This is a genomic window from Arthrobacter sp. B0316-5-4, assembly GCF_059090325.1.
In genome coordinates this window covers 360,393-387,200 of sequence record NZ_JBNHFN010000001.1, presented here as the reverse complement: position 1 = coordinate 387,200, position 26,808 = coordinate 360,393, and the positions used below count along the sequence as shown (strand labels likewise).

The following is a 26,808-nucleotide window of genomic DNA, read 5'->3' as shown; positions in this document are numbered from 1 at the left end:
GCGGACCTTCTTTGCGTGGTGCGGAGACTACTTCTTTTCCGTACCCGGTACGTTGACCTCAAGATCCACGGTCTTGATGGCCGATGCCATGCCACCGGCGGCCTTCTTGGAGCCACGGCGCTCAATCATGATCGCAATCCGGGACACCGTCAGGTTGATCAGGATGTAGATGGCGGCGCCCACGAAGAACGCGGGGAACAGGAAGTCCGGCCCCAGGAAGTCGGCCATGATCTGAATCTTCCGGAGGAGTTCCTCATATCCCACGATGTAGCCCAGCGAGGTGTCCTTGAGGAGAACCACCAACTGGGCAACCAGCGAGGGGAGCATCCGGCGGACAGCCTGCGGGAATTCGATGGACATCCGCGATTGGAAACTCCGCAAGCCGATGGCCAGGCCGGCTTCACGTTGACCTTTGGGTAGCGACTGGATACCAGCACGCAGGATTTCGGCGAAGATGGCGGCGTTGTACAGCGTAAGGCCCACAACAACTGCTTGGAACTGTCCAGTGGCAAAAACCAGCAGGATGAACAACATCATGAGGACCACGGGCATGCCGCGGAGGAACTCAAGGACCACCTGCGTGGGAATCCGGACCCAGGGGATCAAGGAGATCCGCAGCAGGCACAGCGCAATACCCAAAGGGAATGCGATGATTGCCGCCACGGCAGCGGCAGCCAACGTGGACAGGATGCCCTGCCCAATGAGGCTCCAGACATCCGGGGCCATGGGACCGTAGAAGATCTCCCAGCGTTCGGAGTCGAAGATGCCCTGTTGTGCCAGGGTGGTCACTGCGATGGCGAGTACGCCCAGGATGATCAGGATGCCGACGGCGGACCCAATGAGCGAGTAGAGGCGGGCCTTGGGCCCGGGGACGTCGTACAGGACCGAGGTCATCGGGCAATCGCCACCTTACGTTCAACAAAGTGAGCCAGGAGGCCCAGCGGCACTGTGATCAGGAGGTAGAAGAACGCCACCCCGAGCAGGATCCAAAGAACCTGGTCTCCGTAGTCGTTGGAGAGCTTGCGGCCATAGCCGAAAAGCTCAAGGACGAAGAAGGCGCCGGCTACCGATGAGTTCTTCACCAGGGCGATCAGGATATTGATCAACGGCGGAATCACAGTACGGACAGCCTGGGGGAGAACAATGAAGCCCAGAACCTGGATGAAGGTCATGCCTATGCTGCGGGCGGCCTCAGCCTGCCCTACGGGCACGCTGTTGACGCCGGAACGGACGGCTTCGGCGATGAAAGCGGCCGTGTAACTGCTCAAGGCGATGATGGCAGCCACTTCGAATTGTTCGAACTTGACGCCCAGCCGTGGCAGAACGATGGCTGCGAAAAAGAAGATGATGGTGAGGGGGGTGTTTCGGGCGACTTCAACGTAGAACGTGCTGAATCCGCGGAGGGCAGCCACGGGGGAGACCCTCATGGCCGCCAGGATTGTCCCGACGATGAGGGCAATGATTCCTGAAATGACGGAAAGATACAGGGTTCGGAGAAATCCGTCCCAGTATTCGGGGAGGCTTGCTATAACGGCGTCCATGGGTTCCTTTGGCTGCAGCTAATCAGGGAGCAGGGTCCTGGATTCGCCAGCTGCCGCCGTCCATGGGGCGGCGGCAGCTGACTGGTCCCGACTAGTAGCGGTTGATCGCAGGAAGTTCAGGCGTGGTCTTGATGACCTTGCCTGCCGTGGCTTCCCAGGCCTTCTTGTACGTGCCGTCCTTCTCGAAGCCCTCAAGCTGGTCGTTGATCCAGTTGCGGAAGACGGTGTCGTCCTTCTTCAGGCCGATGCCGTAAGGCTCCTTGGTGAAGGTCGTGTCCGAAGCGAGCTTGAAGGCGTCCGGTTCCTTGTCGACGTAGCCGGCGAGGATGACGTTGTCGGTGGTGACAGCCACGACCTGCTTGTTACGCAGCGGCTCAAGGCAAGCGGTGTAGGTGGCGGCAGGGACAACCTCTGCGCCGTACTTCTCAGCGATGGTCTTGGCAGGGGTGGAACCGGTGACGGAGCAAACCTTCTTGCCCTTGACGTCTTCAGGCTTGGTGATGGAGTTGTCGTCCTTGTTCACCAGCAGTGCCTGGCCGGCTTCGTAGTACGGTCCTGCGAAAGCGACCTTTTCCTTACGGGCGTCGTTGATGGTGTAGGTAGCGATGACGAGGTCGACGCGGCCCTGCTCGATGAACGATTCGCGGTTCTGGGAGACGGTCTCTACCCATTCGATCTTGTCGGCGGGGATGCCCAGCTTGGCGGCGATTGCCTTGCCCATTTCAACGTCGAAACCGACAGGCTTGCCATCAAGGCCCTTCTGGCCGAAGAGCGGCTGGTCGAACTTGGTGCCGATGGTGATCTTCTGCGCCTTGTTCAGCTTTTCCATCGTGGTTCCGGCGTCGAAACTGGCCGAGGCAACGGGGGGAGTGGTGGAGCTTCCGCCACCGCCGCAGGCACTCAGGGAGAGGGCGAGCGCGGCCGATGCGGCCACCAGGAGCGACTTCCTCCGGGTAATAAAAGCCTTCATGACATTCCTTTCATTGGTTGGCCGTCGTACGGCCAGGGTGCGGTCTCTACAGCCGGGGTGCGGGCGGTGGGGAGCTAGTGGGTCAAAAGCTTGGACAGGAAGTCCTTGGCGCGGTCGCTCTTCGGGTTGGTGAAGAACTCCTCGGGAGTCGCGTCCTCCACGATCTGGCCGTCAGCCATGAACACCACGCGGTCAGCGGCCTTGCGGGCAAAGCCCATCTCGTGGGTGACCACGATCATGGTCATGCCTTCTTTGGCCAGCTGGATCATGACGTCCAGGACTTCGTTGATCATTTCGGGGTCCAGTGCGGAGGTGGGCTCATCAAAGAGCATGACCTTCGGCTTCATGGCCAGAGCACGGGCGATGGCTACGCGCTGCTGCTGCCCACCTGACAGCTGGGCGGGCAGCTTCGGAGCCTGGTGCCCCACGCCGACGCGCTCGAGGAGGGCCATGGCTTCCTTGTCAGCCGTACCCTTGGCCACCTTCTTGACCTTGATCGGCCCCAGCGTGACGTTCTCAAGAATCGTCTTGTGGGCGAACAGGTTGAAGGACTGGAAGACCATTCCGACGTCGGCCCGCAGGTGGGCGAGGTCTTTGCCTTCTTCGGGGAGTTTCTTCCCGTCAATGGCAATCGCGCCGTCGTCGATCGTTTCCAAGCGGTTGATCGCGCGGCACAAGGTGGACTTGCCGGAGCCTGACGGTCCGATGACCACCACGACTTCGCCCTTCCGAACCTGCAGGTTGATGTCTTTCAGGACGTGCAATTGACCGTAATGCTTATTGACGCCGTTCAGTGAGACGAGGGCATCGCCGGACGCTTGAGTAGTCATACGAAGAATCTAGCGAACAAAGACGCAAATATGACCACGGTCACGGCAACTTCCCCAAGATCGTGACTGAACAGAAACCTGTCCTTCAGCGATATACCAGACTGCAATGCAACAGGCGGGTCGCTGGGACGGAGCAGGGGTCCATAGGGACTAGCCTTGGGCAATGAGCATCAGCCAGCACCCAGTTCCCCATCCGGATGCCAACGGACGCGTCAAGGCCACCCACGTGCCCCTGCCGTCTGAAATAGCGCCTGCCAAGCACAAGGGCTCCTTGGAGCTTCGCCGCAAACAGGCCGATACGGGGATGTCGGACCAGCATTTGCTGGACACGAGCGGTGCCGGCCAGTTCATCCACACGGACCCTTGGCGCGTCCTTCGGATCCAGAGCGAATTCGTTGAGGGCTTCGGTGCCTTGGCGGACCTGGGGCCGGCTGTCAGCGTGTTCGGTTCGGCACGGACCAAGCCGGGAACCGAGTACTACGAGATGGCTGTCGAGGTTGGTCGAAAGCTCGCCGAAGCCGGAGTCGCGGTCATCACTGGCGGCGGACCGGGTTCCATGGAGGCAGCCAACAAAGGTGCCGTGGAGGGCAACGGGGTCTCCGTCGGCCTTGGCATCGAGCTTCCCTTCGAACAGGGACTCAACCAGTGGGTGGACCTCGGTATCAACTTCAGGTACTTCTTTGCCCGCAAAACCATGTTCGTCAAGTACGCGCAGGGCTTCGTTGTCCTGCCAGGCGGCCTCGGCACCCTGGACGAACTGTTCGAGGCCATGGTCCTCGTCCAGACTCGCAAGGTGACCTCGTTCCCGATTGTGCTGTTGGGAGTCCGCTTCTGGGGCCCCATGATCGAGTGGATCAGGGAAACACTGGTAGCAGAGGGCATGGTGTCCGAAAAGGACCTCGACCTGATCCAGTTGGTCGATGACCCGGCAGACGCCGTTCACCGTGTGCTTCATGGGGCCCCGCTGCCGAGCCCCACCGGAGAGCAACGCCCGGAGTAGCAAGGTGTTTCTGGCACCATGGACCCTGTGAGCTTTTTTCTGGTGTTTGTTGCGATTGTCCTGGTTGGCGCTGCCCTCTTTGTGGGTGCGGGAATCGTTCGCGGTCGCTCCATGGGGGCGGGGCTCGATGACCCAACCCCCAACCTGCCTCCTGTCCTGCTGCCGTCGGACGCCAAGCCGTCCGACGTCGATACGGTCCGGTTCGCCTTGGGCCTGCGGGGCTACCGGATGGACCAGGTGGACCAGGTGCTCGATGAGCTCCGGGACCAGTTGCAGGCGAAGGACAGGGAGATCGAGAGGCTCAGTGCGCTCACACCGCAACGGCCCGGCGACGACGAGAACACCCGGGCCAAACAGTGAGTTCCCGGGCTCCGATCCCGGCCGGAGTGGGACCCACGGTACGCCTTTCCCGCGTAGTGTCGGACGCCGGCGCACGGATGGCCGGGTGGCCGTGGTGGCTTCAGGTTGCCGTGGCGTTCGTCGTCGCCCGTTTGGTGAGCGCCTGCATCTTCATGGCGGCCGCAGTGCAGCAAGGAACCAACCCCTGGTTTGCGCCGGCTCCGGACTACTGGAACTTCATCACCATCTGGGACGGACGCTGGTACCAGGAGGCCGTTGACAACGGCTACCCGACCGTCCTGCCCATCGACCAGAACGGCGTGGTGAAGGAAAACGCCTGGGCCTTCTATCCGTTGTTTCCTTTGCTCGCACGTGGGCTTTCGGCCGTCACCGGGCTGGGCACCCTCCCTGCGCTCACCGCCATTGCGATGGTGGCAGGGCTTGCAGCCGCTTTGGTCATTCACCAGCTCTTCAGGGAGTTCGCGGGCAGGCGCACAGCCATGTGGGGCGTCATTTTTGTCTCGACCTTCCCCGTCTCGCCGATCCTCCAGGTCCCATACGCGGAGTCCCTGAACCTCCTGCTCCTTGCCGCGTCTTTGTTGTTGGTGGTGCGGCGGCACTACCTGGCTGCCATCCCCGTGGTGCTCCTGATGGCCCTGTCGCGGCCCGCCGGGTTGCCGTTCGCGGCCATGGTGGGTCTCCTGTTCCTCTGGCGGCTATGGCAGCGTTTCGGGCCGGCAAGGAACCGCCAGGGCATCGGTGGCAGTAGCCAGCCCCTGTCTACGCGAAGCCTGTTGTCGCTGGGTGCCCTGGTGGCAGCCACATGTATCGCAGCCCTCGCATGGCCAGCCATTGCCTGGGCGGTCACAGGCGATCCAGCAGCCTATACCCGCACGGAAACGGCTTGGCGCGGACATGACCTTGTGCCCTTTAAGCCCTGGTTTGACACCGGGCGGATGCTTTTTGGTCCGGTCCTGGGCGTGCTCGCCCCCTTCGTCTTCACCGCTTTGTTCGTGCTGGTCATGATCTCCAGGCCCGTCAGGGCGCTGGGTACGGAGCTCCGGCTATGGTGCGCCTGCTACATGGGTTACCTGCTGGTGTTCCTGCACCCGCAAACCAGTACCTTCCGGATGCTCCTGCCGCTGTTTCCCCTGGCCCTGGCAACTGCGATGTTGTCCAGGTCCAAGGCGTACCGGGGAACCGTCGTCGTCATGTTCATCCTCCTCCAGATCGTCTGGGTGGTATGGCTCTGGGCATGGGCCCCTTTGCCCGGTGGCGGCGATTATCCGCCCTGACGTGGAGCTTTGTTCCGGAAGGCAATATGTACAAAGCCCTGACAAACAGGCTGTTGATTTCGTTACGGACGGGTAAGTACGGGATAATGGACTACTAGCAAGGACAAAGCACCTAAAGTGCCCGGCCAAGGCGGCCTCCCAAGCGTTGCCGCCGGCTGCAATTGCTACGCGGATCCAGCCCGGCCGGGTTGGGCGTACTTGGGACAAATGGAGGGGATTTTCCTAATGGCGGCTATGAAACCACGTACTGGCGACGGCCCTATGGAAGTTACCAAGGAGGGACGCAGCCTGATCATGCGTGTGCCGCTCGAAGGTGGCGGCCGGCTTGTGGTCGAGCTCAACGCCTCCGAAGCGGAGAACCTCAAGGAATGCCTCGTAGGTGTGACCGAATAGATTTACCAGGCAGGGCCCGGCGGAAGCTGGAGCCCTGCTTTGAGTTTAAAGGCTGCGCCGTTGGACGCAGCTCCCCGCTACTTCTTGACTGCCACCAGAAGTCCGTCGCCCGTTGGCAGCATGGCGGAAGCCAGGCGCTCGTCGTCGCGGATGGCTTTGCCGATCTGGCGCAGGACCACTGTGGTGGCGTCCCGCGCCGCAGGGTTGGAGACGCGGTCCTTATCCAGGGCGTCGTTGATGACCAAAGTGCCACCGGACTTAAGCAGGCGCACCGCCTGTTCAACGTATTTGGGGAAGTTCGGCTTGTCCGCGTCGATGAAGACGAGATCGTAGGCCGAATCCGTCAGTCGAGGCAACACATCAGCCGCGCGGCCGGAGATCGTACGCGTACGGTTTGCCGGGCTGCCGGATTCCAGGAACGCTTCCCGTGCGGCTTTCAGGTGCTCAACGTCGACGTCGATGGTTGTCAGGACCGCCTGCGGGCTGAGGCCCCGCAGCAGGCAGACGCCGGAAACGCCAGCGCCGGAGCCGACTTCAACTACTGTCTGCGCCTTCGAAGCGGCAGCAAGGACCGTCAGTACCGCACCAACACCCGGGCTGATCGGGGTAACACCCAGCTCGAAGGACCGCTCCCGGGCACGCAACAAGACGTCGTCCTCAGCCGGCAGATCTTCTGCATAGGACCAGCTGGTTGACTTGTCGGCACTCATGAAGGATTCGCTTTCCGCGGGTAGGGGTGTTTGTACCAGACTACTGCGTTGCCCCGCGTAAACCCGCTGTTGGGGGAGTGGCATGCGGCTGTGTCCACTGACGTTTTCCGCCCTGCGGAGAAAACGGCGGCCAGTCAGGAAATTCCCAGACAACCTTGGGATGATATTGCTCCGGTCATCCATGAGGTGGGCGGCACCGGATTCTTCGGTGAACCACAGTTTGAGGGGAGTGGACGATGCCGGCATCGCATGCTGCGCCAGTCCAAACATCAGAAGGCCTCGAGGCCGTTGCCGAATGGGTCATGCCCAGCTGGGAGGAAGTGGTTGCGAACCACTCCGCCAAGGTATATCGCCTCGCCTACCGCCTGACCGGCAACAAGTTCGACGCCGAAGACCTCACCCAGGAGGTCTTCGTCCGCGTGTTCCGTTCGCTTGAGAACTTCAAGCCGGGAACATTGGACGGCTGGTTGCACCGCATCACCACCAACCTGTTCCTCGACCAGGCACGCCGTAAGAGCCGCATCCGCTTTGACGCACTTGCCGAGGACGCCGAGTCCCGGCTTCCTGGCCGCGAGCCCGGACCCGAGCAGAGCTTTGAGCACAACAACCTTGACCTGGACGTCCAGCGGGCGCTGGAGGAGCTCCCGCCCGACTTCCGCGCCGCCGTCGTCCTTTGTGATCTTGAAGGCCTCTCGTATGACGAAGTCGCCGAGGCGCTCGGGGTCAAACTGGGGACCGTCAGGTCCCGTATCCACCGTGGCAGGACCATGCTGCGCGAGAAGCTGGCCCACCGCGATCCCCGACCCGCCGAGGCCCGTAAGCCACGCTTGAAGATGCCCCGCATCGCCAGTATCCACTAGGTTGTCGATGCCTCGACGTCCTTTCCGTCCGGGAGCCCTGTCCCGGCGCGCATTCGCTGCCCGCCGCCATTCGCGGCTACCGGAACACTTGCAAAAATGTGCGGACTGCCGCGCCGCGGTAGGCCGTGAACGGCAGTACCTTGAGCGGCTGCGGGGTGCGGCCGTGCCCGAAGCCAGCCAGGACCTCGCTGCGCGGCTGATCCAGCACACGGAACGGCTGGCCAGCGAACCGGCACAGGATCCCTGGAGCCAGCCCCAACCGGGCGGACTGTCCCGGGGTCTTCGTTTCGCCGCCGTCGCAGCCGGCACCCTCGCTGTGAGCGCCGGAGCCCTGGGCGTCGCCGCTTACGTGGTGGCCGGGGATAACCAACCCCAGGTGCTTGCCGGGACCAGCAATGCTGGAGCGCTGGTGGGGGCCTGGAGCGCTGGACCAGTGGACGCCATGGATTCGACGTTCAAGGCCGGCACCACCATGAGCCTGAGTGCGTCGCAACTGGACGACCTGCGGGACCAAGGGTGGGCCTGTCCGGAACTCCTGGCCATGGGCTTCCACGTCGTCTCCGCCCAAGCCTCGATGCGCAACGGACACCCCGCTGTGGAAATCCAGCTCGAAAGCAACGGCCATTACGCCACCATCACGGAAGAGCACCTGCCGCCCGACAGGCAATCAGCTGACCAGTCGAGCACTGCGCAGCTCTCCCTCACTCAGGGAACGCCGTGGAAGGCTGTCTACGCCATGCCCGCAGCCGTGATCAGTTACGCCTCTGATCTGCCTCCGGAAAGCGCTGATGATGCGGTCCCGGAAATCGTCCGGGCCGGCGATTCCATGACGCGGGCGGGGCACAGGGAGGGCTCTGAGTCCTGGTACGGGCGGCTCCTTCGCGGCCTCCAGACCCTCCTCCGTCCCGCCGGTTTATGAGCGGCACCACAGACAAGGTAATCTTCGTAGCGTGTTTGGAATCAACGGCTCGGAGTTCATACTCCTTCTGATTATCGGCGTACTCGTCATCGGTCCCAGCCGTTTGCCCGAATACACTCAAAAGCTCGCCAACCTGGTCAAGGAAGTCCGGCGGATGACATCCGGCGCACGCGAGCAGATCAAAGAAGAAGTCGGCATCGACATCGATGAGGTCGACTGGAAGAAGTACGATCCTCGCCAGTACGACCCCCGGCGCATCATCAAGGATGCACTCCTGGAGGACGACACCAAGCCGGTCAGTGCCGGTGCGCCGGTCGCCGCAGCATCTGCATCGGCTGAGGACACCAAACCCAAACCCCCGGCGAGGATCATCGAGCGGCTTGCAGATGGCGAAGCCGCGCCTTTCGACACTGAAGCCACCTGAGGCGAACCGCAGCGTTTTGCTCGCCTGGACATGCCAGGCCGGGCCGGTCAGCGGGGTTGGATTCCCAAAGGCATGCCGGATAGTCCACGCGGCCGGGTAGCCAGGGCTGAGGCAATAACCTCCAAGGACTTAGCGGCAGCCGTTTCCGGCGCAGCCAGGACCACGGGCTTTCCGGCGTCCCCGCCTTCCCGCAAACGGATGTCCAAGGGAATCTGGCCCAGCAGCGGAACGTCAGCGTCCACCGCGGCGCTCAACCGCGCAGCCAGGGTGGCGCCACCGCCGCTTCCGAACAATTCCATGCGGCCGCCGTCGGGCATTTCCAGGAACGACATGTTCTCGATGACGCCGGCAACTTTTTGACCCGTCTGGGTGGCTATCGTGCCGGCGCGTTCAGCAACGTCAGCGGCGGCTGCCTGCGGTGTGGTGACCACCAGGATCTCCGCGTTGGGCAACAATTGGGCCACGGAGATGGCGATGTCGCCCGTGCCGGGAGGCAAGTCGAGGAACAGTGCGTCAAGGTCACCGAAATACACATCCGTGAGGAACTGTTCCAGGGCCCGGTGAAGCATGGGGCCACGCCACGCCACGGGCGTGTTGCCTGCCACGAACATGCCGATGGAAATGACTTTCACGCCATAAGCCACCGGCGGGAGGATCATGTCGTCAACCTGTGTGGGCTTCTGCGTGATTCCCATAAGGGCCGGCACGGAGAAGCCATGGACGTCCGCATCCACTATGCCGACGCGAAGGCCCTGGGCTGCCAGGGCGCAGGCGAGGTTCACGGTAACGGACGACTTGCCCACACCGCCCTTCCCGCTGGCCACCGCGTACACCTTGGTCAACGAACCCGGCTTGGTGAACGGTATTCCGCGCTGGCCGCCGGGACCGCGGAGCTGCTCCTTGAGTGCTTCGCGCTGGGCTGGTGTCATGACCTTGAGTTCCACGTCCACCCCGGTCACGCCCGGCACCCTGGACAACGCCGCAGTGGCGTCCTCGGTAATGGTTTCGCGCAAGGGGCACCCGGCGATGGTCAGGAGGACAGCAACGTGGACAGCGCCCGCATCATCGGCAGAGACCGATTCGACCATTCCGAGTTCGGTGATGGGGCGGCGGAGCTCCGGATCAATGACGGTTGCCAGGGCAGCACGGAGCGCCTCGGCAGATACGGTGCTCATACGCTCAGGCTCGGCTTTCGGGGTTCTCAGGTGTTTGCTTGGCGGTGGAATGCTGTGGGCCGGCGGTCCGCGGCGGACGGACCTTGGGGATTTGCTGGGTGCGGGGTCCGCGCGACTTGTCCCGCTTCTCCTTCAGCTTCTCCTTGACTTTGTCTCCCGAGGATTCGCTGCCGTCGGTGGCCGGATCATGCTCGCGAAGTTCTTCCTGGGCGTCGATGATGTCTTCCAGGAGGCTCCGCAGCTCGGCGCGGACGTAATCACGGGTGGCCACTTCACGCAGGGCAATGCGCAGCGATGCCAATTCCCGGGTCAGGTACTCGGTGTCGGAAAGGTTGCGCTCGGCGCGCTGGCGGTCCTGCTGGAGGGAGACACGGTCGCGGTCATCCTGTCGGTTCTGTGCCAGGAGGAGCAGCGGGGCTGCGTAGGAAGCCTGGAGCGACAGCATGAGGGTCAGCAGGGTGAAGCCAAGCTCCATCCGGTCGAATTGCCACTCGGTGGGCGCAAAGGAGTTCCAAGCCAGCCAAAACACACAGAACACCGTCATGTAGACGAGGAACGTCGGCGTGCCCATGAACCTGGCGAAGCCCTCAGTGGCGTTGCCGAAGGCGTCCGGGTTGGGGGAGAACTTAGGCAGGATGCGTTGGCGCCCGCTCAGGGGAGTGTCCAGGCTGCTGCCCGAACGTCCAGTGGACTTGGATGATCGGGTGGCGTTGTTATCAGCCAATGCGGCCTCCAAGTCTCCTTATAGGGGCGTCGTCCTCGTGGGCCCGCCAGTCATCCGGCAACAGGTGATCCAGCACGTCATCAACAGTCACCGCCCCCACAAGGCGGCCGTCGTCGTCGACAACTGGAAGTGAATTCAGGTTGTAGGTGGCCAACGTCCTGGCTACCTCGCTGATGTGGGCTTGGTCCGAGAGCGGCTCAAGGTTTTTATCCACAAGGTTGCCCAGCGGCTCCGGCGGCGGGAAACGCAGGAGCTGCTGGATATGCACCACGCCGAGGAAACGGCCCGTGGGTGTCTCCAGCGGAGGGCGGGCTATGAAGATCGACGACGCCAGGGCAGGGGAGAGCTCCTCGCGCCGGACGTGGGCGAGGGCCTCCGCGACCGTGGCCTCGGGCGGGAGGATGACAGGGACAGGGGTCATGAGGCCACCGGCAGTGTCTTCGTCGTACTCCAGGAGCCGGCGCACGTCCTCGGCTTCCTGCGGCTCCATGAGCTGCAGGAGTTCCTCGGCCTGCGCCGTGGGGAGCTCAGCCAGGAGGTCAGCGGCGTCGTCGGGGTCCATCTCTTCAAGGACGTCGGCGGCGCGCTCCACGTCCAGGGCTGAGAGGATCTCCACTTGGTCGTCTTCGGGAAGTTCCTGAAGCACGTCCGCGAGGCGCTCGTCCTGGAGCTCGCTGGCTACTTCGAACCGGCGTTTGTCGCTCATTTCCTGCAGGGCTTCGGCGAAGTCGGCAGGCTTAAGATCCTCGTGGGTGGCCACGAACTGCGTTGCCGCCTGCGGCTCGTTATGGGCGCCGGTCTGGGCGTCGGCCCAGTCGATGATCAGGGTCTCGTTGCGGCGCAGCCGGCTCAATGGCGACAGGGAGTGGCCACGGCGGACGAAAAGTTTGCTGACGAACCAGTCCTTGGACCTGTGCTGGTCCATGGCGATGTCCTCGATGGTGGCGTCTCCACTGCCGTCCGCCAAGGTGACGCGGCGATCGAACATCTCGGCGACCACCAGTGTCTCGGCTCCCCGCTGCTCGAAGCGGCGCAGGTTAACCAGGCCGGTGCAGATGATCTGCGTTTGGTCGATGGACGTAATGCGGGTCATCGGCACGAAAACGCGCTTCTTGCCCGGCACTTCAACCACGATGCCCACCACATGGGGGGCTCCACGGGTGCCCCTGGAGAGCACCACGACATCGCGCAACCGGCCAAGACGATCGCCCAAGGGGTCGAAGACGTCCAAGCCGAGCAGGCGCGCGACAAAGACGCGTGAGGGATGTGTGCTCATGTTTACAGGCTACCGAGTCTGCTCTCTTTTAGCTGAATTCCAGCCGCTTCACATGTCCATGGGACACAATGGGGCTATGTCTAACATTTTTGGTGGTCCCAAAGCCGTCGAGGAGTCCCGGAGCGTCCCCCAAGGAGACACCGTTGGCTCGTACACTTCGTATTTGGATGCCCAAAAGGCGGTGGATTACCTGGCGGACCAGCAGTTCCCGGTTCAGCTGGTGTCGATCGTGGGCAACGACCTCAAAATGGTGGAGCGGGTGACCGGTCGCCTGAGCTATCCGAGGGTGGCTTTGTCAGGTGCCTTGAGCGGTATGTGGTTTGGCCTTTTCGTCGGCGTGATGCTGTCCTTCTTTACGCCGGGCGGCGGACCGTTCTCCATCATCACCTCGGTCCTGATGGGCGCAGCCTTCTTCATGCTGTTCGGCATCGTCACCTATGCCACCCAGCGCGGGAAGCGCGACTTCACATCAACCAGCCAGGTGGTGGCCACCAACTACGACGTCATCGTCGCCATTGAAGCAGCCCACGAGGCCCGTCGCCTGCTCCACCAGCTCCCGATGAACCCCTCGCAGGCGGCAGCGCCGCAGGCCACCAACTACAACCAGCACAGCGCTCCGCTGCAGCAGCCGGGCCAGGCGCCCGAGCGGCCGTCCACCTGGAACGACCCGTACGGCCAGCGCGGTAACGCCGAAGCCGGCGTGCCGGAAAGCGGGAACACCCACGCCGGTGCTGCGCCGTCGAATCAACAGCCCCCGGCAGCTGTCCGCTACCCTGACCTGCCCGACGGGCGCCCGCAGTATGGTGTCCGCGTGACGGAGGGCCAAAACGCGCCCCAGGAAGACGGACAGCAAGCCGGGTCCGAGGACGCACCCAAGCAGCAGTAGCCCCCAGCAAAGCACAAAGGGAAGGCCACCGGATCTCCGGTGGCCTTCCCTTTTGCGCTGTTGGCGGTTCCCTTGAGCTGCTGGGGCTTAGCCCTGCGCCTCCTGGTAGATACCGGCCATCCAGGATTCGACGTCGTCTGCCTTGCGGGGCAGGGCGGCGCTGAGGTTGACCGGGCCATCGGCAGTCATCAGGATGTCGTCCTCGATCCGGACACCGATTCCGCGGTATTCGGCAGGGATCGCGAGGTCCTCGTCCTTGAAGTACAAGCCGGGTTCGATGGTGAAGACCATGCCCTCGGTGAGGATCCCGTCCAGGTAGAGTTCACGCTTGGCCTGTGCGCAGTCGTGGACGTCCAGGCCGAGGTGGTGGCTGGTGCCGTGCGGCATCCAGCGACGGTGCTGCTGGCCTTCGGGGCTGATGGCTTCCTCGACGGAGACGGGGAGCAGGCCCCACTCGGCGAGGCGTTCGGCCAGGACGGTGGTTGCGGCGGTGTGGATGTCGCGGAACTTCACGCCCGGCTGCGCGGCTGCGAAACCGGCATCGGCTGCGTCCAGGACGGCCTCGTAGACCTTGCGCTGGACATCAGTGAAGGTGCCGGTGGCGGGCAGGGTACGGGTGACATCGGCAGTGTAGAGGGAATCAGCCTCCACGCCTGCATCGAGGAGGAGGAGTTCGCCTGCGTTGACCTTTCCCGTGTTCCGGGTCCAGTGCAGAACGGTGGCATTGTTTCCCGAGGCAGCGATGGTGTCATAGCCGAGCTCGTTGCCTTCCTCGCGGGCGCGGGCGAAGAAAGCGCCCTCTACGACGCGTTCGCCACGTGCGTGGGTCAGGGCCCGCGGAAGGGCACGAACGACGTCGGCGAAACCCTCCACGGTGGCCGCCACGGCGATCTTCATCTGCTCGATTTCCCACTCGTCCTTGAGGAGGCGCAATTCGGAGAGTGCTTCGCTGAGCTTCTCGTCCATGGCGTCGAGTTCGCCGAGGTCAAGGGTTTCGGGGTCTTTGGCAGTGTTGTAGCGGGCGGTGTCCACCAAGGCGTCAATGTTCTCGTCCACCTTGCGGACCAGGCGAATGGAGATACCACCGATTTCCGGGGCACCCACGTTCTTGGTGATTGCCATTTCGAGTTCGGCGATGTGGGCGGTGGGCAGTCCCAGGCGGGCCTCGAATTCCGCCAACGTCGGACGTGCGCCGATCCAGAACTCACCGGAGCGTGAGTCAGCGTAGAACTGTTCGGTATCGCGGCCCGCCAGCGGACGGAAGTAGAGCGTCGCGGCGTGGTGACCGCCGTCGTCGCCCTTGCCTTCAGCCACCGGCTCAAGGATGAGGACGGCGTCGGGCTCGTGGTCCACGCCCAAACCCGTGAGGTGCGCGAAACCGGAGTGGGGGCGGAAGCGGTAGTCGCAGTCGTTGGAACGGACCTTCAGCGGACCGGCCGGGATGACAAGACGTTCGCCTTTGAACAGTTCGGAGATAGCACGACGGCGGCGCGCAGCGTGGTCTGCAACGGCGTCGCGCCCAGGGGTCACCTGCGGGGCGGCAGCCCAATTGCTGGCCATGAATGCTTTGAAAGCATCGGATGTTGGCCTCTGTGAGCGGTTGTTAACGCGCTCCTGCAGCGGCTGGGAATTTGCGGAGTCCATGTTTTGGGTGTTTTCGGCATCGTTCACCGTTACATCGTCCCACCAGTTCGGTGAGGAGGCCAACGGCGCAACGCTCCAAGCAGCCCCGCATCCCATAGGCTGGGAAAGTGAGGATAGACCTGCATGCGCACTCCAATGTTTCCGACGGAACCGAGACACCCGCCGGGGTGATCATTTCCGCCGTATCGGCTGGCCTGGACGCCGTGGCGTTGACTGACCACGACTCCACGGATGGCTGGGAGCAGGCGGCGGCAGCCGCACTGGAACACGGTATTGAGTTTGTGCCTGGCATGGAGATCTCCTGCCGGACGGAGCAGGGCATCAGCGTCCACTTGCTCAGCTACCTCCACGACCCGGCCCACCCTGGCCTCCTGGAGGAAATCACCAAGTCCAAGGACGCGCGCCTCACCCGCGCCGAGCATATGGTCACTCTGCTGTCCGAGGACTACCCGTTGACCTGGGACGATGTCATCCACCACGTGGCACCAGGTGCAACAGTGGGCCGCCCGCACATCGCCGATGCGTTGGTGGCCGCCGGGGTGGTCGCGGACCGCACGGAAGCCTTCACCTCCATCCTTACTTCCCATTCGCGCTACTTTGTCCAGCACTATGCGCCAAACCCGGCTGTCGCCGTCGAGCTGGTGCGCGCGGCAGGGGGCGTTCCGGTGTTCGCCCATCCGGTGGCTTCGTCCCGGGGGCGGATCGTGGGGGAGGGCACCTACCGTGAAATGATCGACGCCGGCCTGCTCGGGCTTGAAGTGGACCACCGGGACAACCCGGAGGACGGCAGGCGGTTCCTGCGCGACCTGGCTGCCGCGCACGGGCTGCTGATGACGGGATCCTCCGATTATCATGGCGCCGGCAAACCGAACCTCCTCGGCGAAAACACGACGCCGGCTGACGTTCTGGCCCGTATTGAGGAGTTGGCTACGGGCAGCACGGTAGTCCGCTGATGGACCTGCAGTTGCTGGCCTCGGTGATCGTTACCCTGTTCGTCATCATGGACCCGCCGGGTACGGTGCCGATCTTCATGTCACTGACGGCCCAGATGTCGCCCAAGGACCGGAACCGCTCGGCTTTCCAGGCTCTCTTGGTGGCGACGGGCGTCATTGTGGTTTTTGCGATCTTCGGCCAGTCGATCCTGAACTACATGCACATATCGCTGGCGGCCCTGCAGGGTGCCGGCGGCCTGCTGCTGGTACTCATTGCCCTGCAGCTGTTGACTGGGTCCACCAGTGGCGAGGAAAACGCCGCCAAGTACAAGAACGTGGCATTCGTTCCCCTCGGCACACCGCTGATGGCCGGGCCGGGAGCCATCGTGGCGGTCATGGTGTTTGTCCAGCAGTCCGAGGACCTGTCCGGCTATCTTGCCGTAGGCCTGGGCATCGCTGTGGTTCTCGCCTCGCTGTACCTGGCCATGCGGTTCGCGGGCGTGGTCCAGCGGGTGCTCGGGGAGAACGGAGTGGAGCTGGTTACCCGGATTGCGGGCCTCCTGCTATCTGCCATCGCCGTGCAGATGATCGCTGACTCGGTGACGGCCTTCGTGAAGGGTGTCGCCTGAGCGTTCCTGGCTAGGGAGCGGTGGCTTGGGCCTGGTGGAACACGGCCTTGCTGCCCAGGCGTTTCCGCATGACCTCAATGGCCTGTTCGTTCTGGTCGACGCACACGAAGTTTCGTCCCAGTTTCGCTGCGACAGCTCCGAGGGTCCCGGATCCGGCAAAGAAGTCCAGGCACCAGTCGCCCTCGCGGCTTGATGCGGAGACGATACGGCGGACCAGGCCTTCGGGTTTCTGCGTGGGGTAGCCGGTCTTTTCCCGGCCGGTCGGCGAAACGATGGTGTGCCACCAGACATCGGTGGGCAACTTCCCCAGTTCGCGTTTGGCGGGGGTCACCAGGCCCGGGGCCATGTAGGGCTCACGGTCCACTTCAGCGTTGTCGAAGTGGTATTTGGTGGGGTTCTTCACGTACACCAAGATGTTGTCGTGCTTGGTGGGCCAGCGGTTTTTGGCCCGGGCGCCGTAATCGTAGGCCCAGATGATTTCGTTCAGGAAGCACTCCCGGCCGAAGATGGCGTCGAGCATCACCTTGGCGTAGTGGACCTCGCGGTAGTCCAGGTGCAGGTACAGGGTGCCGTCGTCTGCCAGCAGGCGCCAGGCTTCCACAAGCTTGGGCTCCAGGAAGGACCAGTAGTCGCTGAAGGCGTCGTCGTAGCTGTGCAGGGCGCCCTTGATGGTGTCGTAGGAGCGGCCCTTGAAGCCCACGCGGTCGCCGTCGCCGTCCGAGTTGCGGACCATCCGGGTTTCCTGGCGTCGTTGGACCCGACCCGTGTTGAACGGAGGGTCCACGTAAATGAGTGTGAAGGCGCCGTCCGGCAGCGTTGGAAGGAAGTCCGCGTTATCCGCGTGCACCACCAGGTTGCCGCCGTCCGGCGCCCAAACAGTTTCAGTCATTGAGGGATTTAGGCCTCGGTGCTGCCGGACTGGGCAGCTGCGGTTTCATTGGAGACCACTTCGCCGTTGCGGCGACGGGTCCGGGTGCGGCGTGTGCGTGCAGGCTTCTCGGAGTTGTCCGTTGCCGGGCCCGTTTCCGACGCAACGGCAGCCGGGGCTGCTTCGCCTTCGGAAGTACGACGACGGCGCGTACGGTTGCGTCCGGCCTCGCCGTTGGATTCGCCGGAGTCGGTCTTGCCTGAACGGCCACGGCCGCCATCACGGTCGCCGTCGCGTCCGCGGCCACCGTCACGGCCACTGTCGCGGCTACGTCCGCCGTCACGGGAGCCATTGCGGTCCGAACCACCAGAGCGGGAGTTCCTCTTGCCGGTCTCACCCAGGTCCTCCAGGACCTCGGCGTCCACACCTGCCAGGGTGCGCTTGTTCCGGGGCAGGCGTCCCTTGGTGCCCTCGGGAATGTCGAGGTCGGTGTAGAGGTGCGGCGAGGAGGAGTACGTTTCAACGGGCTCAGGAACGCTGAGTCCCAGGGCCTTGTTGATGAGTCCCCAGCGCGGCATGTCATCCCAGTCAACGAACGTGACTGCGGTGCCCTTGTTGCCGGCGCGGCCAGTACGGCCAACACGGTGCAGGTAGATTTTTTCGTCTTCCACGCACTGGTAGTTGATCACGTGCGTGACGTCATCAACGTCAATGCCACGGGCGGCGACGTCGGTGGCAACCAAAACGTCCACCTTGTTGTTGCGGAAGGCGCGGAGGGCCTGTTCGCGGGCGCCCTGGCCGAGGTCGCCGTGAATGGCTGCAGCCGCGAACCCGCGGTCCACGAGTTCCTCGGCGACCTTAGCGGCGGTGCGCTTGGTCTTGGTGAAGATGATGGTCCGGCCACGTCCGCGGGCCTGCAGGATGCGGGCAACAACTTCAGTCTTGTCCATGCTGTGCGCACGGTAGATGAGCTGGCGGATGTCCCGCTTGGTCAGGCCCTCATCGTTCGGGTCTGCTGCACGGATGTGGGTGGGCTGCGTCATGTAGCGGCGCGCCATTGCGATCACGGGACCGGGCATGGTCGCGGAGAAGAGCAGCGTCTGGCGTACGGCGGGGGTGCCGGCGATCAGGGTCTCAACGTCCGGAAGGAAGCCAAGGTCCAGCATTTCGTCGGCCTCGTCAAGAATGACCATCTTGACGTTCTTCAGGCTCAGGTGCTTCTGCTTGTAGAGGTCGATGAGTCGGCCAGGGGTGCCCACTACGATCTCGACGCCCTTCTGCAGCGCATCGATTTGGGGTTCGTACGCCCGGCCGCCGTAGATGGTGGCGATGCGCGCGTTGCGCTTGCGCGATGCCGTCTGGAGGTCGTTGGCGACCTGCACGGCAAGTTCGCGGGTGGGGACGATGACCAGGGCCTGCGGTGCGCCGGGGACGGCGAGCTTCTCATAGCCGGCGTCGTCGCGGCCAGAGACCCGCTGAAGCGCAGGAATGCCGAATCCGAGGGTCTTGCCGGTACCCGTCTTGGCCTGGCCAATGATGTCGTGGCCGCTCAAGGCGACCGGGAGGGTCATGGCCTGGATGGGGAACGGGTGGGTGATTCCGGCGTCGGCCAAGGACTCAACGATGTCGGCACGGACGTTGTAGTCCGCGAACGACTTTTCTTCGATCTCGTGGGGCGTCTCGTCCGAGACGATCGTTTCCTCGGGTTCGATGGTTTCAGTTCCGGTGGAGTCCGTCAGGACTTCGTGGGTATGCAATTCACTCACAGGGAGTTTCCTTATTCATTTGGGCAATGGCGCTGCATGCTCAACGGGGCGGTGGAGCCGTACCGGAGCACGAACGGGCGCGCAAGCAAGTCCAGTGGAAGCCGATCGCGGGCTATCTAAGTACTGGCACTGGTGACCAGTTGGTACATCTCAAGATCGCGTAGGGGCGGGCTTGTTGAGTTCAAAAATTAACTGAATCAACGACCGGGCATCCATTACTACACGCCCAGTCTATCCTCTGGGAGCCGGAAAGCCCGGATCCTGGGTGGAACGGCGCTACGGCAGCAGTTCAAACCGAATCTCCCGGCTTGCGATGTCAGCCTTGACGAGCCGGACGCGGACTTCGGTCCCGGACTCCAGTTCGCCGTCGCAACGGGCGGTCACTGCGGGTTCCGCTATTTGGACGATTCCGTAAGGGCCGCCGTTCCCGTTGCCGTTGGCCTTGCCATTTCCGTTTCCTGATCCGTTTGGCTTTGAGCCGGAAATGACGACGGCATCGAACTCCTGGCCGATGTGGTTGGCGACCAGCGCCGCCTCCACCGTGTCCACGGCGGCACGTTCGAGGCGGCCAGCCAACTGGTCGGACGACGCCATGATCTCGGGCAGGGATGGCAAGGCCTCCCGGGCCCAGGCAGGGATGTCGTGGCCGTTGCTCAGCGCCTCGCAGATCACCAGTACGAACCGGTCGATCAGGCGGCGCAAAGGCGCCGTGGTGTGCGCATACGGAGCGCCGATGGCTGCCTGGATGACGTCGGCCGGCACCTCGCCATCGAACGGTGTGTAGCCGGCACCCCTGAACAGGGTCCCGGCTGAGTGCAGGATGGCGAGTTGCTTCGGATCCGATGCGTCCAGGGTCCGCAGGTATTCTCCGTAGGTAATCCGGCCGTCCCATGGTTTGCCGAGGGCGGTGGTCTGCCTCTTGAAGTGCTGCAGTGAGCGTTCATCCGGTGCGGGCATGGTGCGCAGGATGCCAACTTTTCCGTCCAGCATCAGCTGGGCCGCCGCCATCCCGGTCATCAGTGAAATCTGGGCGTTCCAGTCCTCCACCGGCAACGACGGGGCAGCAACGATCCTGTAGCCGCCGCCGTCGGTCGCTTGGACGATCTCCTGTTCGGGCATGTTCAGGCTCGCGCCGCCGCGGAGGCGTTCGAGTTCAACCCGCTTCAACCCCACTTCCTTGAGGAGTTGCAGTACGGGCGGTGCCGTCCCGTCGTCGATCTGCTCCTGGACGCCCTTGTAACTTAGCTTGGCCCGGCTGCGCACGGTGGCGCGGCCTACTGTCACCGTCACCGCTTCGGCCTTCGCGTCCAGGACGAAATCCCAGACGAAGGCGCCACAGTCCTGCTCTGCCAGCAGGCTTCCCGCATGTTCGCTGATGACTTCCGGGTGCAAGGGAATCCGACCATCCGGGGCGTAGAAGGTCTGTCCGCGCTGGCGTGTCTCCGCGTCGAGGGCGCCCCCGGGAGCCACGAAGGAAGGGACATCGGCGATCGCATAGAGGACCTTGTAACCGTGGCCGGCGCGCTCTATGAACAGCGCCTGGTCCAGGTCTGTCGACGTCGCGGGATCGATGGTGACAAACGGAATATCCCGAAGGTCGCGTTCCGGCAGCTTCCGGTCTGCCACCGCTCTTTGGGCTTCCTCCACTGCGCCCGCGGGGTAGGCGCCTGGGAGTTCCAGCTCCGTCCGCAGTGCTGCGAGGGCCGCTGCGAGCTGGTCCGACGAGTCGTCGACGTTGGGTGCAATCCGATGATGTGACACGAAAATCAGGTTATCCCGCATTTCGGGGATCACACCATGTCAAGGCCGCAAGGTGGACGATTCCCTAGATGGAGTCCAATGCCTGCAGCAGCGACTTGGCCGCAGCCGTCGGGTCTCCAGCTTCCGTGATGGCGCGGACGACGACGATCCTGCTGGCTCCCGCAGCAAGGACCTGTTCCACGTTGCTCAGGTCAATGCCCCCGATCGCGAACCAAGGCAGCTGCACCGCACCAGCTGTCGCTTCGTCGGCACGCTTCATCGCTTCTGCGGCATATGTGACCAGGTCCGGCCCTACTGCTTCGCGCCCCGGTTTGGTGGGTGTCGCCCAGACCGGACCAACACAGAAGTAGTCCAGGCCACCGTCGCCCGTCGAAGCGGCGAGGGCAGCATTGACCTGCTCCGGAGTGTGCGTGGAAAGTCCGATCGCGGCAGGGGAGGGGAGGAAGGTCCGGGCAATAGTCAAGGGCAGGTCCTTCTGGCCCACGTGGAACACAGGAGCCCCGGAAACACTGGCAATATCGGCCCGATCGTTGACAGCCCACAGCCGTCCATGCCGCTCGGCCACACTGCGCAGGATGGCCAACAGCTCCAGTTCTTCGGCTGCCTCGATCGACTTGTCCCGGAGCTGGATAATGTCCACCCCACCCTCGAAGGCGGCATCTACGAAGTCTTCGAAGTCGCCCTGCCGCTTCCGGGCATCGGTGCACAAATAGAGTCGGGCTGAGGCGAGGGATACAGGCTGGGTCATGGGAACCAGAGTAGTTCCTCTAAACTGGGCACGTACTGCGGGAGCCGCGACGTTCGACTTTGTGACCGTCCGGCTGAGAGGGCTTCAGAGCCGACCGCTTGACCTGATCCGGCTAATACCGGCGTAGGGAAGGGAACACATGGCAGACGCCATTCATGCAGATGTGGCCATCATCGGCGGCGGCATCATCGGATTGGGCATCGCCCACCAGGCGCGCAGGCTGGGCCGCTCAGTCGTCCTCATCGACCCCCACCCCGCCAGCGGCGCAACCTTCGCAGCTGCCGGGATGTTGGCACCCGTCAGTGAACTGCACTACCAGGAAGAAGATCTCCTGGAACTCATGGTCGAATCCTCGCGGCTGTGGCCGCCTTTTGTCGCCACACTCACCGGAGGCGGGGACGCCGCCGGATATCGCACGACGCCGACCCTCGCCGTGGGTGCCGACGCCGCCGACCGACGGGCGCTCGCAGACCTCCGTGCGGTACAGAAGGCTGCCGGCCTGGGCGTGGAACCCCTTGCCCTTCGGGACGCGAGGGAGCGTGAACCCCTGCTCAGTCCACAAATTTCCTGCGCCTTCGACATCCCCGCCGACCACCAGGTGGACCCGCGCAGGCTCGCGGACTGCCTCCTGGCCGGGCTGGCCGCGCATTCGCCGGACGATCCCACCTGGGTCACGGGGGCGAACAATGGGTTCGCCCTGGAAGCCCTGGCGAAGCGCGTGCTGTGGGACGAGGGGCGGGTTGCAGGAGTCGAACTCGATTCGGGCGTCAGCGTGGTGGCCGCCGAGACCGTGGTCGCCAACGGGGTCGGCGCCGCCGGCTTGAAGGGCCTGCCTGAAGGACTCACGCTTCCCCTGCGGCCGGTGTATGGCGACATCCTCAGGCTTCGGGTTCCGGAAAGCCTGCAACCACTGGTCACCTCCACCGTGCGGGGGATAGTGCGGGGTGTTCCGGTGTACGTCGTCCCCCGCGACGACGGGACGGTGGTGATCGGCGCTACCCAGCGTGAGGACGGACTGTCCACAGCGTCCAATGCCGTCTCGGCCGGTGGCGTGTACCAGCTCCTGCGCGACGCCCAGGTCATGGTCCCCGCGGTCGCGGAACTGGAACTCCTCGAGGCAACTGCCCGGGCCAGGCCAGGGACGCCGGACAACGCGCCGTTGCTTGGCCGCGTCGCCGGAACCAAGGGCGACATCGAGGGGTTGGTGGTTGCCACCGGGTTCTTCCGTCACGGAGTCCTGCTGACACCGGTAGCCGCAAGGATTGTCGGGGAACTGATCAACGGGTCGGCCGATCCACGGTGGGCCCCTTTCCGCCCAGACCGCTTTAAGGCTAGCGCCCCCGATCCACGGAACTTCATCCCAGCACACGTCCGCAGCAAGGAAACCGCATGAACATCAAACTCAATGGATCCGACCATGCAGTGGCCGATGACGCCTCTGTCAGCACGCTCGTCACCGCCATCACAGGCCGCGTCCTGGACCACCGCGGACAGGCGGCCGACGGCGGCAAGCTGGGTGTCGCCGTCGCGCGCAATTCCGAGGTGGTGCCACGCAGCCAGTGGGCGGCAACAGCGCTCGCCGACGGCGATGAACTCGAACTCGTTACCGCAGTCCAGGGAGGCTGAACAATGACCACAACAAGCACTGCCCCCAGCACCGACGCCTTGGTGATCGACGGCGTCGACTTTGGTTCGCGACTGATCATGGGAACCGGGGGTGCTCCGAGCCTGGACGGTTTGGGTGCTGCGCTCCTGGCCTCGGGTACGGAGCTGACCACTGTTGCCATGCGGCGCTATTCCCCGGCCGAAACAGGGTCACTCTTCCAGCTCCTGGTGGACCACAAAATCCGGGTGTTGCCCAACACGGCGGGCTGCTTCACAGCGAAGGACGCTGTGATGACCGCCGAACTTGCCCGTGAGGCGCTGGAGACCGATTGGGTGAAGCTGGAAGTCATCGCGGACGAGCACACACTCCTGCCCGATGCCGTGGAACTCGTGGAAGCCACAGAGCAGCTGGTGAACCGCGGATTCAAGGTCTTCGCTTACACCAATGACGACCCCGTCCTTGCCCTGCGGCTGGAAAACCTGGGCGCCACCGCGGTGATGCCCCTTGGCTCACCCATTGGCACGGGCCTGGGCATCCTGAACCCGCACAACATTGAGCTGATCGTGTCACGGGCGTCGGTGCCCGTGGTTCTCGACGCCGGGATCGGAACCGCTTCCGATGCGGCGCTGGCGATGGAACTTGGCTGCGACGCCGTCCTCCTCGCCACTGCGGTGACGCGCGCGCAGAACCCGGTGCAAATGGGAGAAGCCTTCAAACACGCCGTCATAGCCGGCCGTTTGGCCAAGCAGGCGGGCCGGATTCCCCGGCGGGAACACGCTCTGGCGTCCTCCGCCATGGAGGGACGGGCCGAGTTCCTTTAGGGGTACTGGGAGCGCGTTAACCACCAATGGCCATCACCCGCGGGTGATGGCCATTGTTGTCAGGTGCCGTTAGAGCCGGAGGGCCTTGGTGAGGGCCTCGGTATCGTGCTTGGTCCGCGTGCGGCCCAGGTAGACCACTACGGCCGCAGCTGCTGCGGTTCCAATGACGATGGGGAGAACCCACGGAATCCACGTGACCCCCGGCTGGTAGCCCAGGCCGGCGCTGATAAAGGCAATCCAACTCAGCGCCGCAACAGCCGTTGAGACGCCCACCGGAAGGGCGACGCCGTATCTGCCGTGCCGCTTGTCGTTGGCCCAGACAATAAAGCCTGTGGCAATGGCTGCAAGAACCACCACGACGAGTGAAAGCATGAAGACTCCTTAGCGGACGACGGGGTGTTTGGGGACTGTTAGAGGGCGCCGAAGCCCACGCGGCGGACTTCCTCGGCGCCGATCTCCACATAGCCCAAAACGCTGCCAGGAACGATGACCTGGCGGCCCTTCTCATCCGTGAGGCGCAATTCCGAGCCCTTGGACACGGCCTCCGCCACGATCTTGGCAACGGCGTCGGCATCCAAAGCGGATTCGAGCACAATTTCGCGGCCAACGTTCTGAATGCCGATCTTTACTTCCACAGCAAGGCCTCCAAGCCAATCAAGTGTTAAGTCAGTCCTCTATTTGTAGCTTAGGACTCTTTGGGGAATCGACTGATTCCGCGCCAAGCTAAACGATAGATCAGATCACTGGCCACATCGAGGTCCAGGTTTCCGTCCGTCTCAAGCCAATACCGGGCGCTGACCTGCGCCATTCCTGCCAGGCCCCGGCCCAGGAGCTGCGCTTCCAGCGGCGGTAGCTTGGTGTCCTCGGCGATGACGTGGGCTACGGCGTCCGCGAACGTTTTGTTGAATGTTTCCAGACGGGAACTGACGTCGGGATCGTTGATCAGGTCCGACTCGAACACCAGGCGGTGGGCTTGGTCGTCGTCGGCAATGAACCGGTAGTAGGCCCGCATCACTGCCTTGACGCGCTCTTTGTTGTCCGTGGTGGAGTTCAGTGCGCTCAGCATCAGGTCGGTCAACGTTGCGAGATGGCTATCCAGGAGCGCCATGTAAAGCTCGCGTTTCGACGGGAAGTGCTGGTAGAGCACCGGCTTACTCACGTGTGCCGTCTCTGCGATTTCGTCCATGGCTGCGCCGTGGAACCCGTTGGCGACGAAGACTTCCAACGCTGCGTTAAGCAACTGCGCGCGACGCTCGTCCCGCGGCAACCTTGGCGAACGAGGCGAACCGGTCCGTTCCTGCTTCGCGGGTGCTCCATCGTTTGCCCGTGTGCCGTCAGCCACAGTCTGCCGCCTTTCCTTTGCAGTTATGACCACTCTACCGGTGGGTAATATGACCGGGCGGTATCTGCAGGCATACATTGGGGTATGGCCTCAATTGCTGCTGTCCGCACCGCTGCGCCCACCGTCCTTCCACCCCTTGTGGAACCTGCCGCCGAACTTACTCCGGCCGAGGTGGAGCGGTACTCCCGGCACCTCATCATTCCGGAAATCGGCGCTGTGGGCCAACGCAGGCTTAAGAATGCGAAAGTCCTGGTCATAGGCGCCGGCGGGCTTGGCTCCCCGGCCTTGCTGTACCTGGCTGCTGCGGGAGTGGGAACCCTGGGCATCGTGGACGACGACACCGTGGACCTCAGCAACCTGCAACGCCAGGTCATCCACGGTGTTAAGGACGTGGGTACGCCCAAGATCGAGTCCGCCCGCAACGCCATCGCCGAGCTCAACCCCTTGGTGGACGTGGTCCTGCATAACCTCCGCCTGGACTCCTCCAACGCCTTGGATTTGTTTGCGCAGTATGACCTCATCCTGGACGGTGCCGACAACTTTGCCACGCGGTACCTCGTGAACGACGCCGCCGCCATCCTCGGCAAACCCTATGTGTGGGGCTCCATCTTCCGCTTCGATGGGCAAGTCAGTGTCTTCTGGGCCGAACACGGACCCACGTACAGGGACCTCTATCCCGAAGCGCCTCCGGCCGGTTCCGTCCCTTCCTGTGGTGAGGGCGGCGTGTTCGGCATGTTGTGCGCGGCTGTTGGATCGCTCATGGTGACCGAAGCCGTGAAGCTTATTACCGGCGTCGGACGTTCCTTGCTGGGACGCGTGGCACTCTTTGACGCCTTGGGCGGCAGTTGGCGGGAAATCAAGGTGTCCAAGGATCCGGAAGCCGAACCAATCACCGAACTGACCGACTACGAGGCCTTCTGCGGCGTCACTCCCATCTCCGCCACCGACCAGGACCACACGGTCACTGCCACCGAGCTCGCAGGGATGCTGGCCGAGCGGGCGTCGGGGGAGCGGGACTTTGAACTGGTGGATGTCCGTGAATCGGGCGAGTACAGCATCGTGAATATTGATGGTTCCGTCCTCATCCCGCAAGGCCGGATCCTGGCCGGAGAGGCGTGGGCCCACCTGCCACAGGATAAGGACATTGTGTTCCACTGCAAGGCCGGCACCCGCTCGGCTGCGGTCCTGGATGCGGCGCAGAAGGCCGGCTACACGCGCGTCAGCCATCTCGACGGCGGCATCCTCGCCTGGATGCGTGACGTGGAACCCCAAAAGCCCGTCTACTGAGCGTTGCCCGTTCCGGCTTTTATCTGCAAAGCTCAACCATGAGCGAAGAACTGGCAGAAACC

General features: G+C 63.5%; 30 protein-coding genes and 1 riboswitch. Of the genes, 14 read left to right on the top strand and 16 right to left on the bottom strand.

Translation table 11 applies throughout. The annotated features are described in order from the left end of the window. Positions 1–27: 27 nt before the first annotated feature. The 4 genes from AC5RU9_RS01745 to AC5RU9_RS01730 all read right to left on the bottom strand — a co-directional run bounded on the left by AC5RU9_RS01745 (position 28) and on the right by AC5RU9_RS01730 (position 3,341). Positions 28–894, bottom strand: a complete 867-nt coding sequence (locus AC5RU9_RS01745; RefSeq protein WP_494015107.1) for an amino acid ABC transporter permease — start codon at positions 892–894, stop codon at positions 28–30. Beyond that, positions 891–1,541 carry an amino acid ABC transporter permease gene (locus AC5RU9_RS01740; RefSeq protein ID WP_494015106.1) on the bottom strand — a complete coding sequence of 217 codons (651 nt, stop codon included), beginning with the start codon at positions 1,539–1,541 and terminating at the stop codon, positions 891–893. The genes AC5RU9_RS01745 and AC5RU9_RS01740 overlap by 4 nt, the downstream gene beginning before the upstream one ends. Before the next feature lie 91 nt (positions 1,542–1,632). After that, positions 1,633–2,511 carry a glutamate ABC transporter substrate-binding protein gene (locus tag AC5RU9_RS01735; protein ID WP_494015105.1) on the bottom strand — a complete coding sequence of 293 codons (879 nt, stop codon included), beginning with the start codon at positions 2,509–2,511 and terminating at the stop codon, positions 1,633–1,635. Positions 2,512–2,585: 74 nt separating this feature from the next. Next, positions 2,586–3,341, bottom strand: coding sequence for an amino acid ABC transporter ATP-binding protein (locus tag AC5RU9_RS01730; protein WP_235516869.1), 756 nt, complete (start codon positions 3,339–3,341; stop codon positions 2,586–2,588). Between the two features lie 163 nt (positions 3,342–3,504). Here AC5RU9_RS01730 and AC5RU9_RS01725 point away from each other — a divergent pair, with 163 nt between their 5' ends. The 4 genes from AC5RU9_RS01725 (at position 3,505) to AC5RU9_RS01710 (ending at position 6,368) form a co-directional block, all read left to right on the top strand. Further along, positions 3,505–4,341 (top strand): LOG family protein, encoded by an 837-nt coding sequence (locus AC5RU9_RS01725; protein ID WP_211714280.1) that lies wholly within the window; start codon positions 3,505–3,507, stop codon positions 4,339–4,341. Positions 4,342–4,359: 18 nt separating this feature from the next. Then, positions 4,360–4,701: a DivIVA domain-containing protein gene (locus AC5RU9_RS01720; RefSeq protein ID WP_494015104.1), complete on the top strand. Its 342-nt coding sequence runs from the start codon at positions 4,360–4,362 to the stop codon at positions 4,699–4,701. Positions 4,702–4,778: 77 nt separating this feature from the next. Then, the gene (locus AC5RU9_RS01715; protein WP_494015460.1) at positions 4,779–5,975 is read left to right on the top strand and encodes a hypothetical protein; all 1,197 of its coding nucleotides are present in this window, start codon (positions 4,779–4,781) and stop codon (positions 5,973–5,975) included. Between the two features lie 225 nt (positions 5,976–6,200). Further along, complete coding sequence (locus AC5RU9_RS01710) at positions 6,201–6,368, top strand: DUF3117 domain-containing protein (RefSeq protein ID WP_211714277.1); 168 nt, start codon at positions 6,201–6,203, stop codon at positions 6,366–6,368. 77 nt (positions 6,369–6,445) lie between these two features. Here AC5RU9_RS01710 and AC5RU9_RS01705 read toward each other — a convergent pair whose 3' ends face one another. Next, entirely contained in the window at positions 6,446–7,078 is a 633-nt protein-coding gene (locus tag AC5RU9_RS01705; protein WP_211714276.1) for an O-methyltransferase, read from the bottom strand. 236 nt (positions 7,079–7,314) lie between these two features. Here AC5RU9_RS01705 and sigE point away from each other — a divergent pair, with 236 nt between their 5' ends. Genes sigE through AC5RU9_RS01690 form a run of 3 tightly spaced genes read left to right on the top strand, consistent with a single transcriptional unit; the run spans position 7,315 to position 9,281 of the window. Then, positions 7,315–7,938, top strand: a complete 624-nt coding sequence (gene sigE, locus AC5RU9_RS01700) for an RNA polymerase sigma factor SigE (RefSeq protein WP_211714275.1) — start codon at positions 7,315–7,317, stop codon at positions 7,936–7,938. A 7-nt stretch (positions 7,939–7,945) separates the two neighbouring features. Next, the gene (locus AC5RU9_RS01695; protein ID WP_494015103.1) at positions 7,946–8,857 is read left to right on the top strand and encodes a hypothetical protein; all 912 of its coding nucleotides are present in this window, start codon (positions 7,946–7,948) and stop codon (positions 8,855–8,857) included. A 31-nt stretch (positions 8,858–8,888) separates the two neighbouring features. Then, positions 8,889–9,281, top strand: coding sequence for a twin-arginine translocase TatA/TatE family subunit (locus AC5RU9_RS01690; RefSeq protein ID WP_494015102.1), 393 nt, complete (start codon positions 8,889–8,891; stop codon positions 9,279–9,281). Positions 9,282–9,328: 47 nt separating this feature from the next. On the opposite strand, the gene AC5RU9_RS01685 is transcribed toward AC5RU9_RS01690, so the two are convergent. From AC5RU9_RS01685 to AC5RU9_RS01675, 3 genes are read right to left on the bottom strand one after another with little or no spacing between them, the layout of a single operon-like run. Next, positions 9,329–10,456 carry an Mrp/NBP35 family ATP-binding protein gene (locus tag AC5RU9_RS01685; protein WP_494015101.1) on the bottom strand — a complete coding sequence of 376 codons (1,128 nt, stop codon included), beginning with the start codon at positions 10,454–10,456 and terminating at the stop codon, positions 9,329–9,331. 4 nt (positions 10,457–10,460) lie between these two features. Beyond that, on the bottom strand, positions 10,461–11,192 hold the full coding sequence (locus tag AC5RU9_RS01680; protein WP_494015100.1) for a DUF1003 domain-containing protein: 732 nt from the start codon (positions 11,190–11,192) through the stop codon (positions 10,461–10,463). Then, positions 11,173–12,456: a magnesium transporter MgtE N-terminal domain-containing protein gene (locus AC5RU9_RS01675; protein WP_211714270.1), complete on the bottom strand. Its 1,284-nt coding sequence runs from the start codon at positions 12,454–12,456 to the stop codon at positions 11,173–11,175. The genes AC5RU9_RS01680 and AC5RU9_RS01675 overlap by 20 nt, the downstream gene beginning before the upstream one ends. A gap of 76 nt (positions 12,457–12,532) precedes the next feature. Here AC5RU9_RS01675 and AC5RU9_RS01670 point away from each other — a divergent pair, with 76 nt between their 5' ends. Beyond that, positions 12,533–13,342: a YflT domain-containing protein gene (locus AC5RU9_RS01670; RefSeq protein ID WP_494015099.1), complete on the top strand. Its 810-nt coding sequence runs from the start codon at positions 12,533–12,535 to the stop codon at positions 13,340–13,342. 87 nt (positions 13,343–13,429) lie between these two features. On the opposite strand, the gene AC5RU9_RS01665 is transcribed toward AC5RU9_RS01670, so the two are convergent. After that, positions 13,430–15,013: an aminopeptidase P family protein gene (locus AC5RU9_RS01665; RefSeq protein ID WP_494015098.1), complete on the bottom strand. Its 1,584-nt coding sequence runs from the start codon at positions 15,011–15,013 to the stop codon at positions 13,430–13,432. Positions 15,014–15,093: 80 nt separating this feature from the next. Here AC5RU9_RS01665 and AC5RU9_RS01660 point away from each other — a divergent pair, with 80 nt between their 5' ends. Next, the gene (locus AC5RU9_RS01660) at positions 15,094–15,939 is read left to right on the top strand and encodes a PHP domain-containing protein (protein WP_494015097.1); all 846 of its coding nucleotides are present in this window, start codon (positions 15,094–15,096) and stop codon (positions 15,937–15,939) included. Continuing rightward, entirely contained in the window at positions 15,939–16,547 is a 609-nt protein-coding gene (locus AC5RU9_RS01655; protein ID WP_211714266.1) for a MarC family protein, read from the top strand. The genes AC5RU9_RS01660 and AC5RU9_RS01655 overlap by 1 nt, the downstream gene beginning before the upstream one ends. Positions 16,548–16,557: 10 nt before the next feature. On the opposite strand, the gene AC5RU9_RS01650 is transcribed toward AC5RU9_RS01655, so the two are convergent. The 4 genes from AC5RU9_RS01650 to thiE all read right to left on the bottom strand — a co-directional run bounded on the left by AC5RU9_RS01650 (position 16,558) and on the right by thiE (position 21,690). Further along, positions 16,558–17,436: a DNA-methyltransferase gene (locus tag AC5RU9_RS01650; protein WP_494015096.1), complete on the bottom strand. Its 879-nt coding sequence runs from the start codon at positions 17,434–17,436 to the stop codon at positions 16,558–16,560. Between the two features lie 8 nt (positions 17,437–17,444). After that, positions 17,445–19,181, bottom strand: a complete 1,737-nt coding sequence (locus AC5RU9_RS01645) for a DEAD/DEAH box helicase (RefSeq protein ID WP_494015095.1) — start codon at positions 19,179–19,181, stop codon at positions 17,445–17,447. A gap of 276 nt (positions 19,182–19,457) precedes the next feature. After that, positions 19,458–20,942 carry an RNB domain-containing ribonuclease gene (locus AC5RU9_RS01640; protein WP_494015094.1) on the bottom strand — a complete coding sequence of 495 codons (1,485 nt, stop codon included), beginning with the start codon at positions 20,940–20,942 and terminating at the stop codon, positions 19,458–19,460. Positions 20,943–21,006: 64 nt separating this feature from the next. After that, the gene (gene thiE, locus AC5RU9_RS01635; RefSeq protein WP_494015093.1) at positions 21,007–21,690 is read right to left on the bottom strand and encodes a thiamine phosphate synthase; all 684 of its coding nucleotides are present in this window, start codon (positions 21,688–21,690) and stop codon (positions 21,007–21,009) included. A 27-nt stretch (positions 21,691–21,717) separates the two neighbouring features. Further along, positions 21,718–21,837: riboswitch (TPP riboswitch) on the top strand. Here thiE and thiO point away from each other — a divergent pair. The 3 genes from thiO (at position 21,830) to AC5RU9_RS01620 (ending at position 24,117) form a co-directional block, all read left to right on the top strand. After that, complete coding sequence (thiO, locus tag AC5RU9_RS01630; RefSeq protein ID WP_494015092.1) at positions 21,830–23,083, top strand: glycine oxidase ThiO; 1,254 nt, start codon at positions 21,830–21,832, stop codon at positions 23,081–23,083. It overlaps the preceding riboswitch by 8 nt. Next, positions 23,080–23,316 carry a sulfur carrier protein ThiS gene (gene thiS, locus AC5RU9_RS01625; protein WP_211714260.1) on the top strand — a complete coding sequence of 79 codons (237 nt, stop codon included), beginning with the start codon at positions 23,080–23,082 and terminating at the stop codon, positions 23,314–23,316. The genes thiO and thiS overlap by 4 nt, the downstream gene beginning before the upstream one ends. Before the next feature lie 3 nt (positions 23,317–23,319). Beyond that, the gene (locus AC5RU9_RS01620; RefSeq protein WP_494015091.1) at positions 23,320–24,117 is read left to right on the top strand and encodes a thiazole synthase; all 798 of its coding nucleotides are present in this window, start codon (positions 23,320–23,322) and stop codon (positions 24,115–24,117) included. 69 nt (positions 24,118–24,186) lie between these two features. Here the strand turns inward: AC5RU9_RS01620 and AC5RU9_RS01615 are convergent, their stop codons facing one another. The 3 genes from AC5RU9_RS01615 to AC5RU9_RS01605 are packed head-to-tail and all read right to left on the bottom strand — an operon-like array spanning position 24,187 to position 25,537. After that, complete coding sequence (locus AC5RU9_RS01615; protein WP_211714258.1) at positions 24,187–24,489, bottom strand: hypothetical protein; 303 nt, start codon at positions 24,487–24,489, stop codon at positions 24,187–24,189. Between the two features lie 38 nt (positions 24,490–24,527). Then, entirely contained in the window at positions 24,528–24,752 is a 225-nt protein-coding gene (locus AC5RU9_RS01610) for a DUF3107 domain-containing protein (RefSeq protein WP_211714257.1), read from the bottom strand. A 50-nt stretch (positions 24,753–24,802) separates the two neighbouring features. After that, positions 24,803–25,537 carry a TetR/AcrR family transcriptional regulator gene (locus AC5RU9_RS01605; protein WP_494015090.1) on the bottom strand — a complete coding sequence of 245 codons (735 nt, stop codon included), beginning with the start codon at positions 25,535–25,537 and terminating at the stop codon, positions 24,803–24,805. A 6-nt stretch (positions 25,538–25,543) separates the two neighbouring features. On the opposite strand from AC5RU9_RS01605, the gene moeB reads away from it, so the two are divergent. Continuing rightward, positions 25,544–26,746, top strand: a complete 1,203-nt coding sequence (moeB, locus tag AC5RU9_RS01600) for a molybdopterin-synthase adenylyltransferase MoeB (RefSeq protein WP_494015089.1) — start codon at positions 25,544–25,546, stop codon at positions 26,744–26,746. Positions 26,747–26,808: the final 62 nt, after the last annotated feature.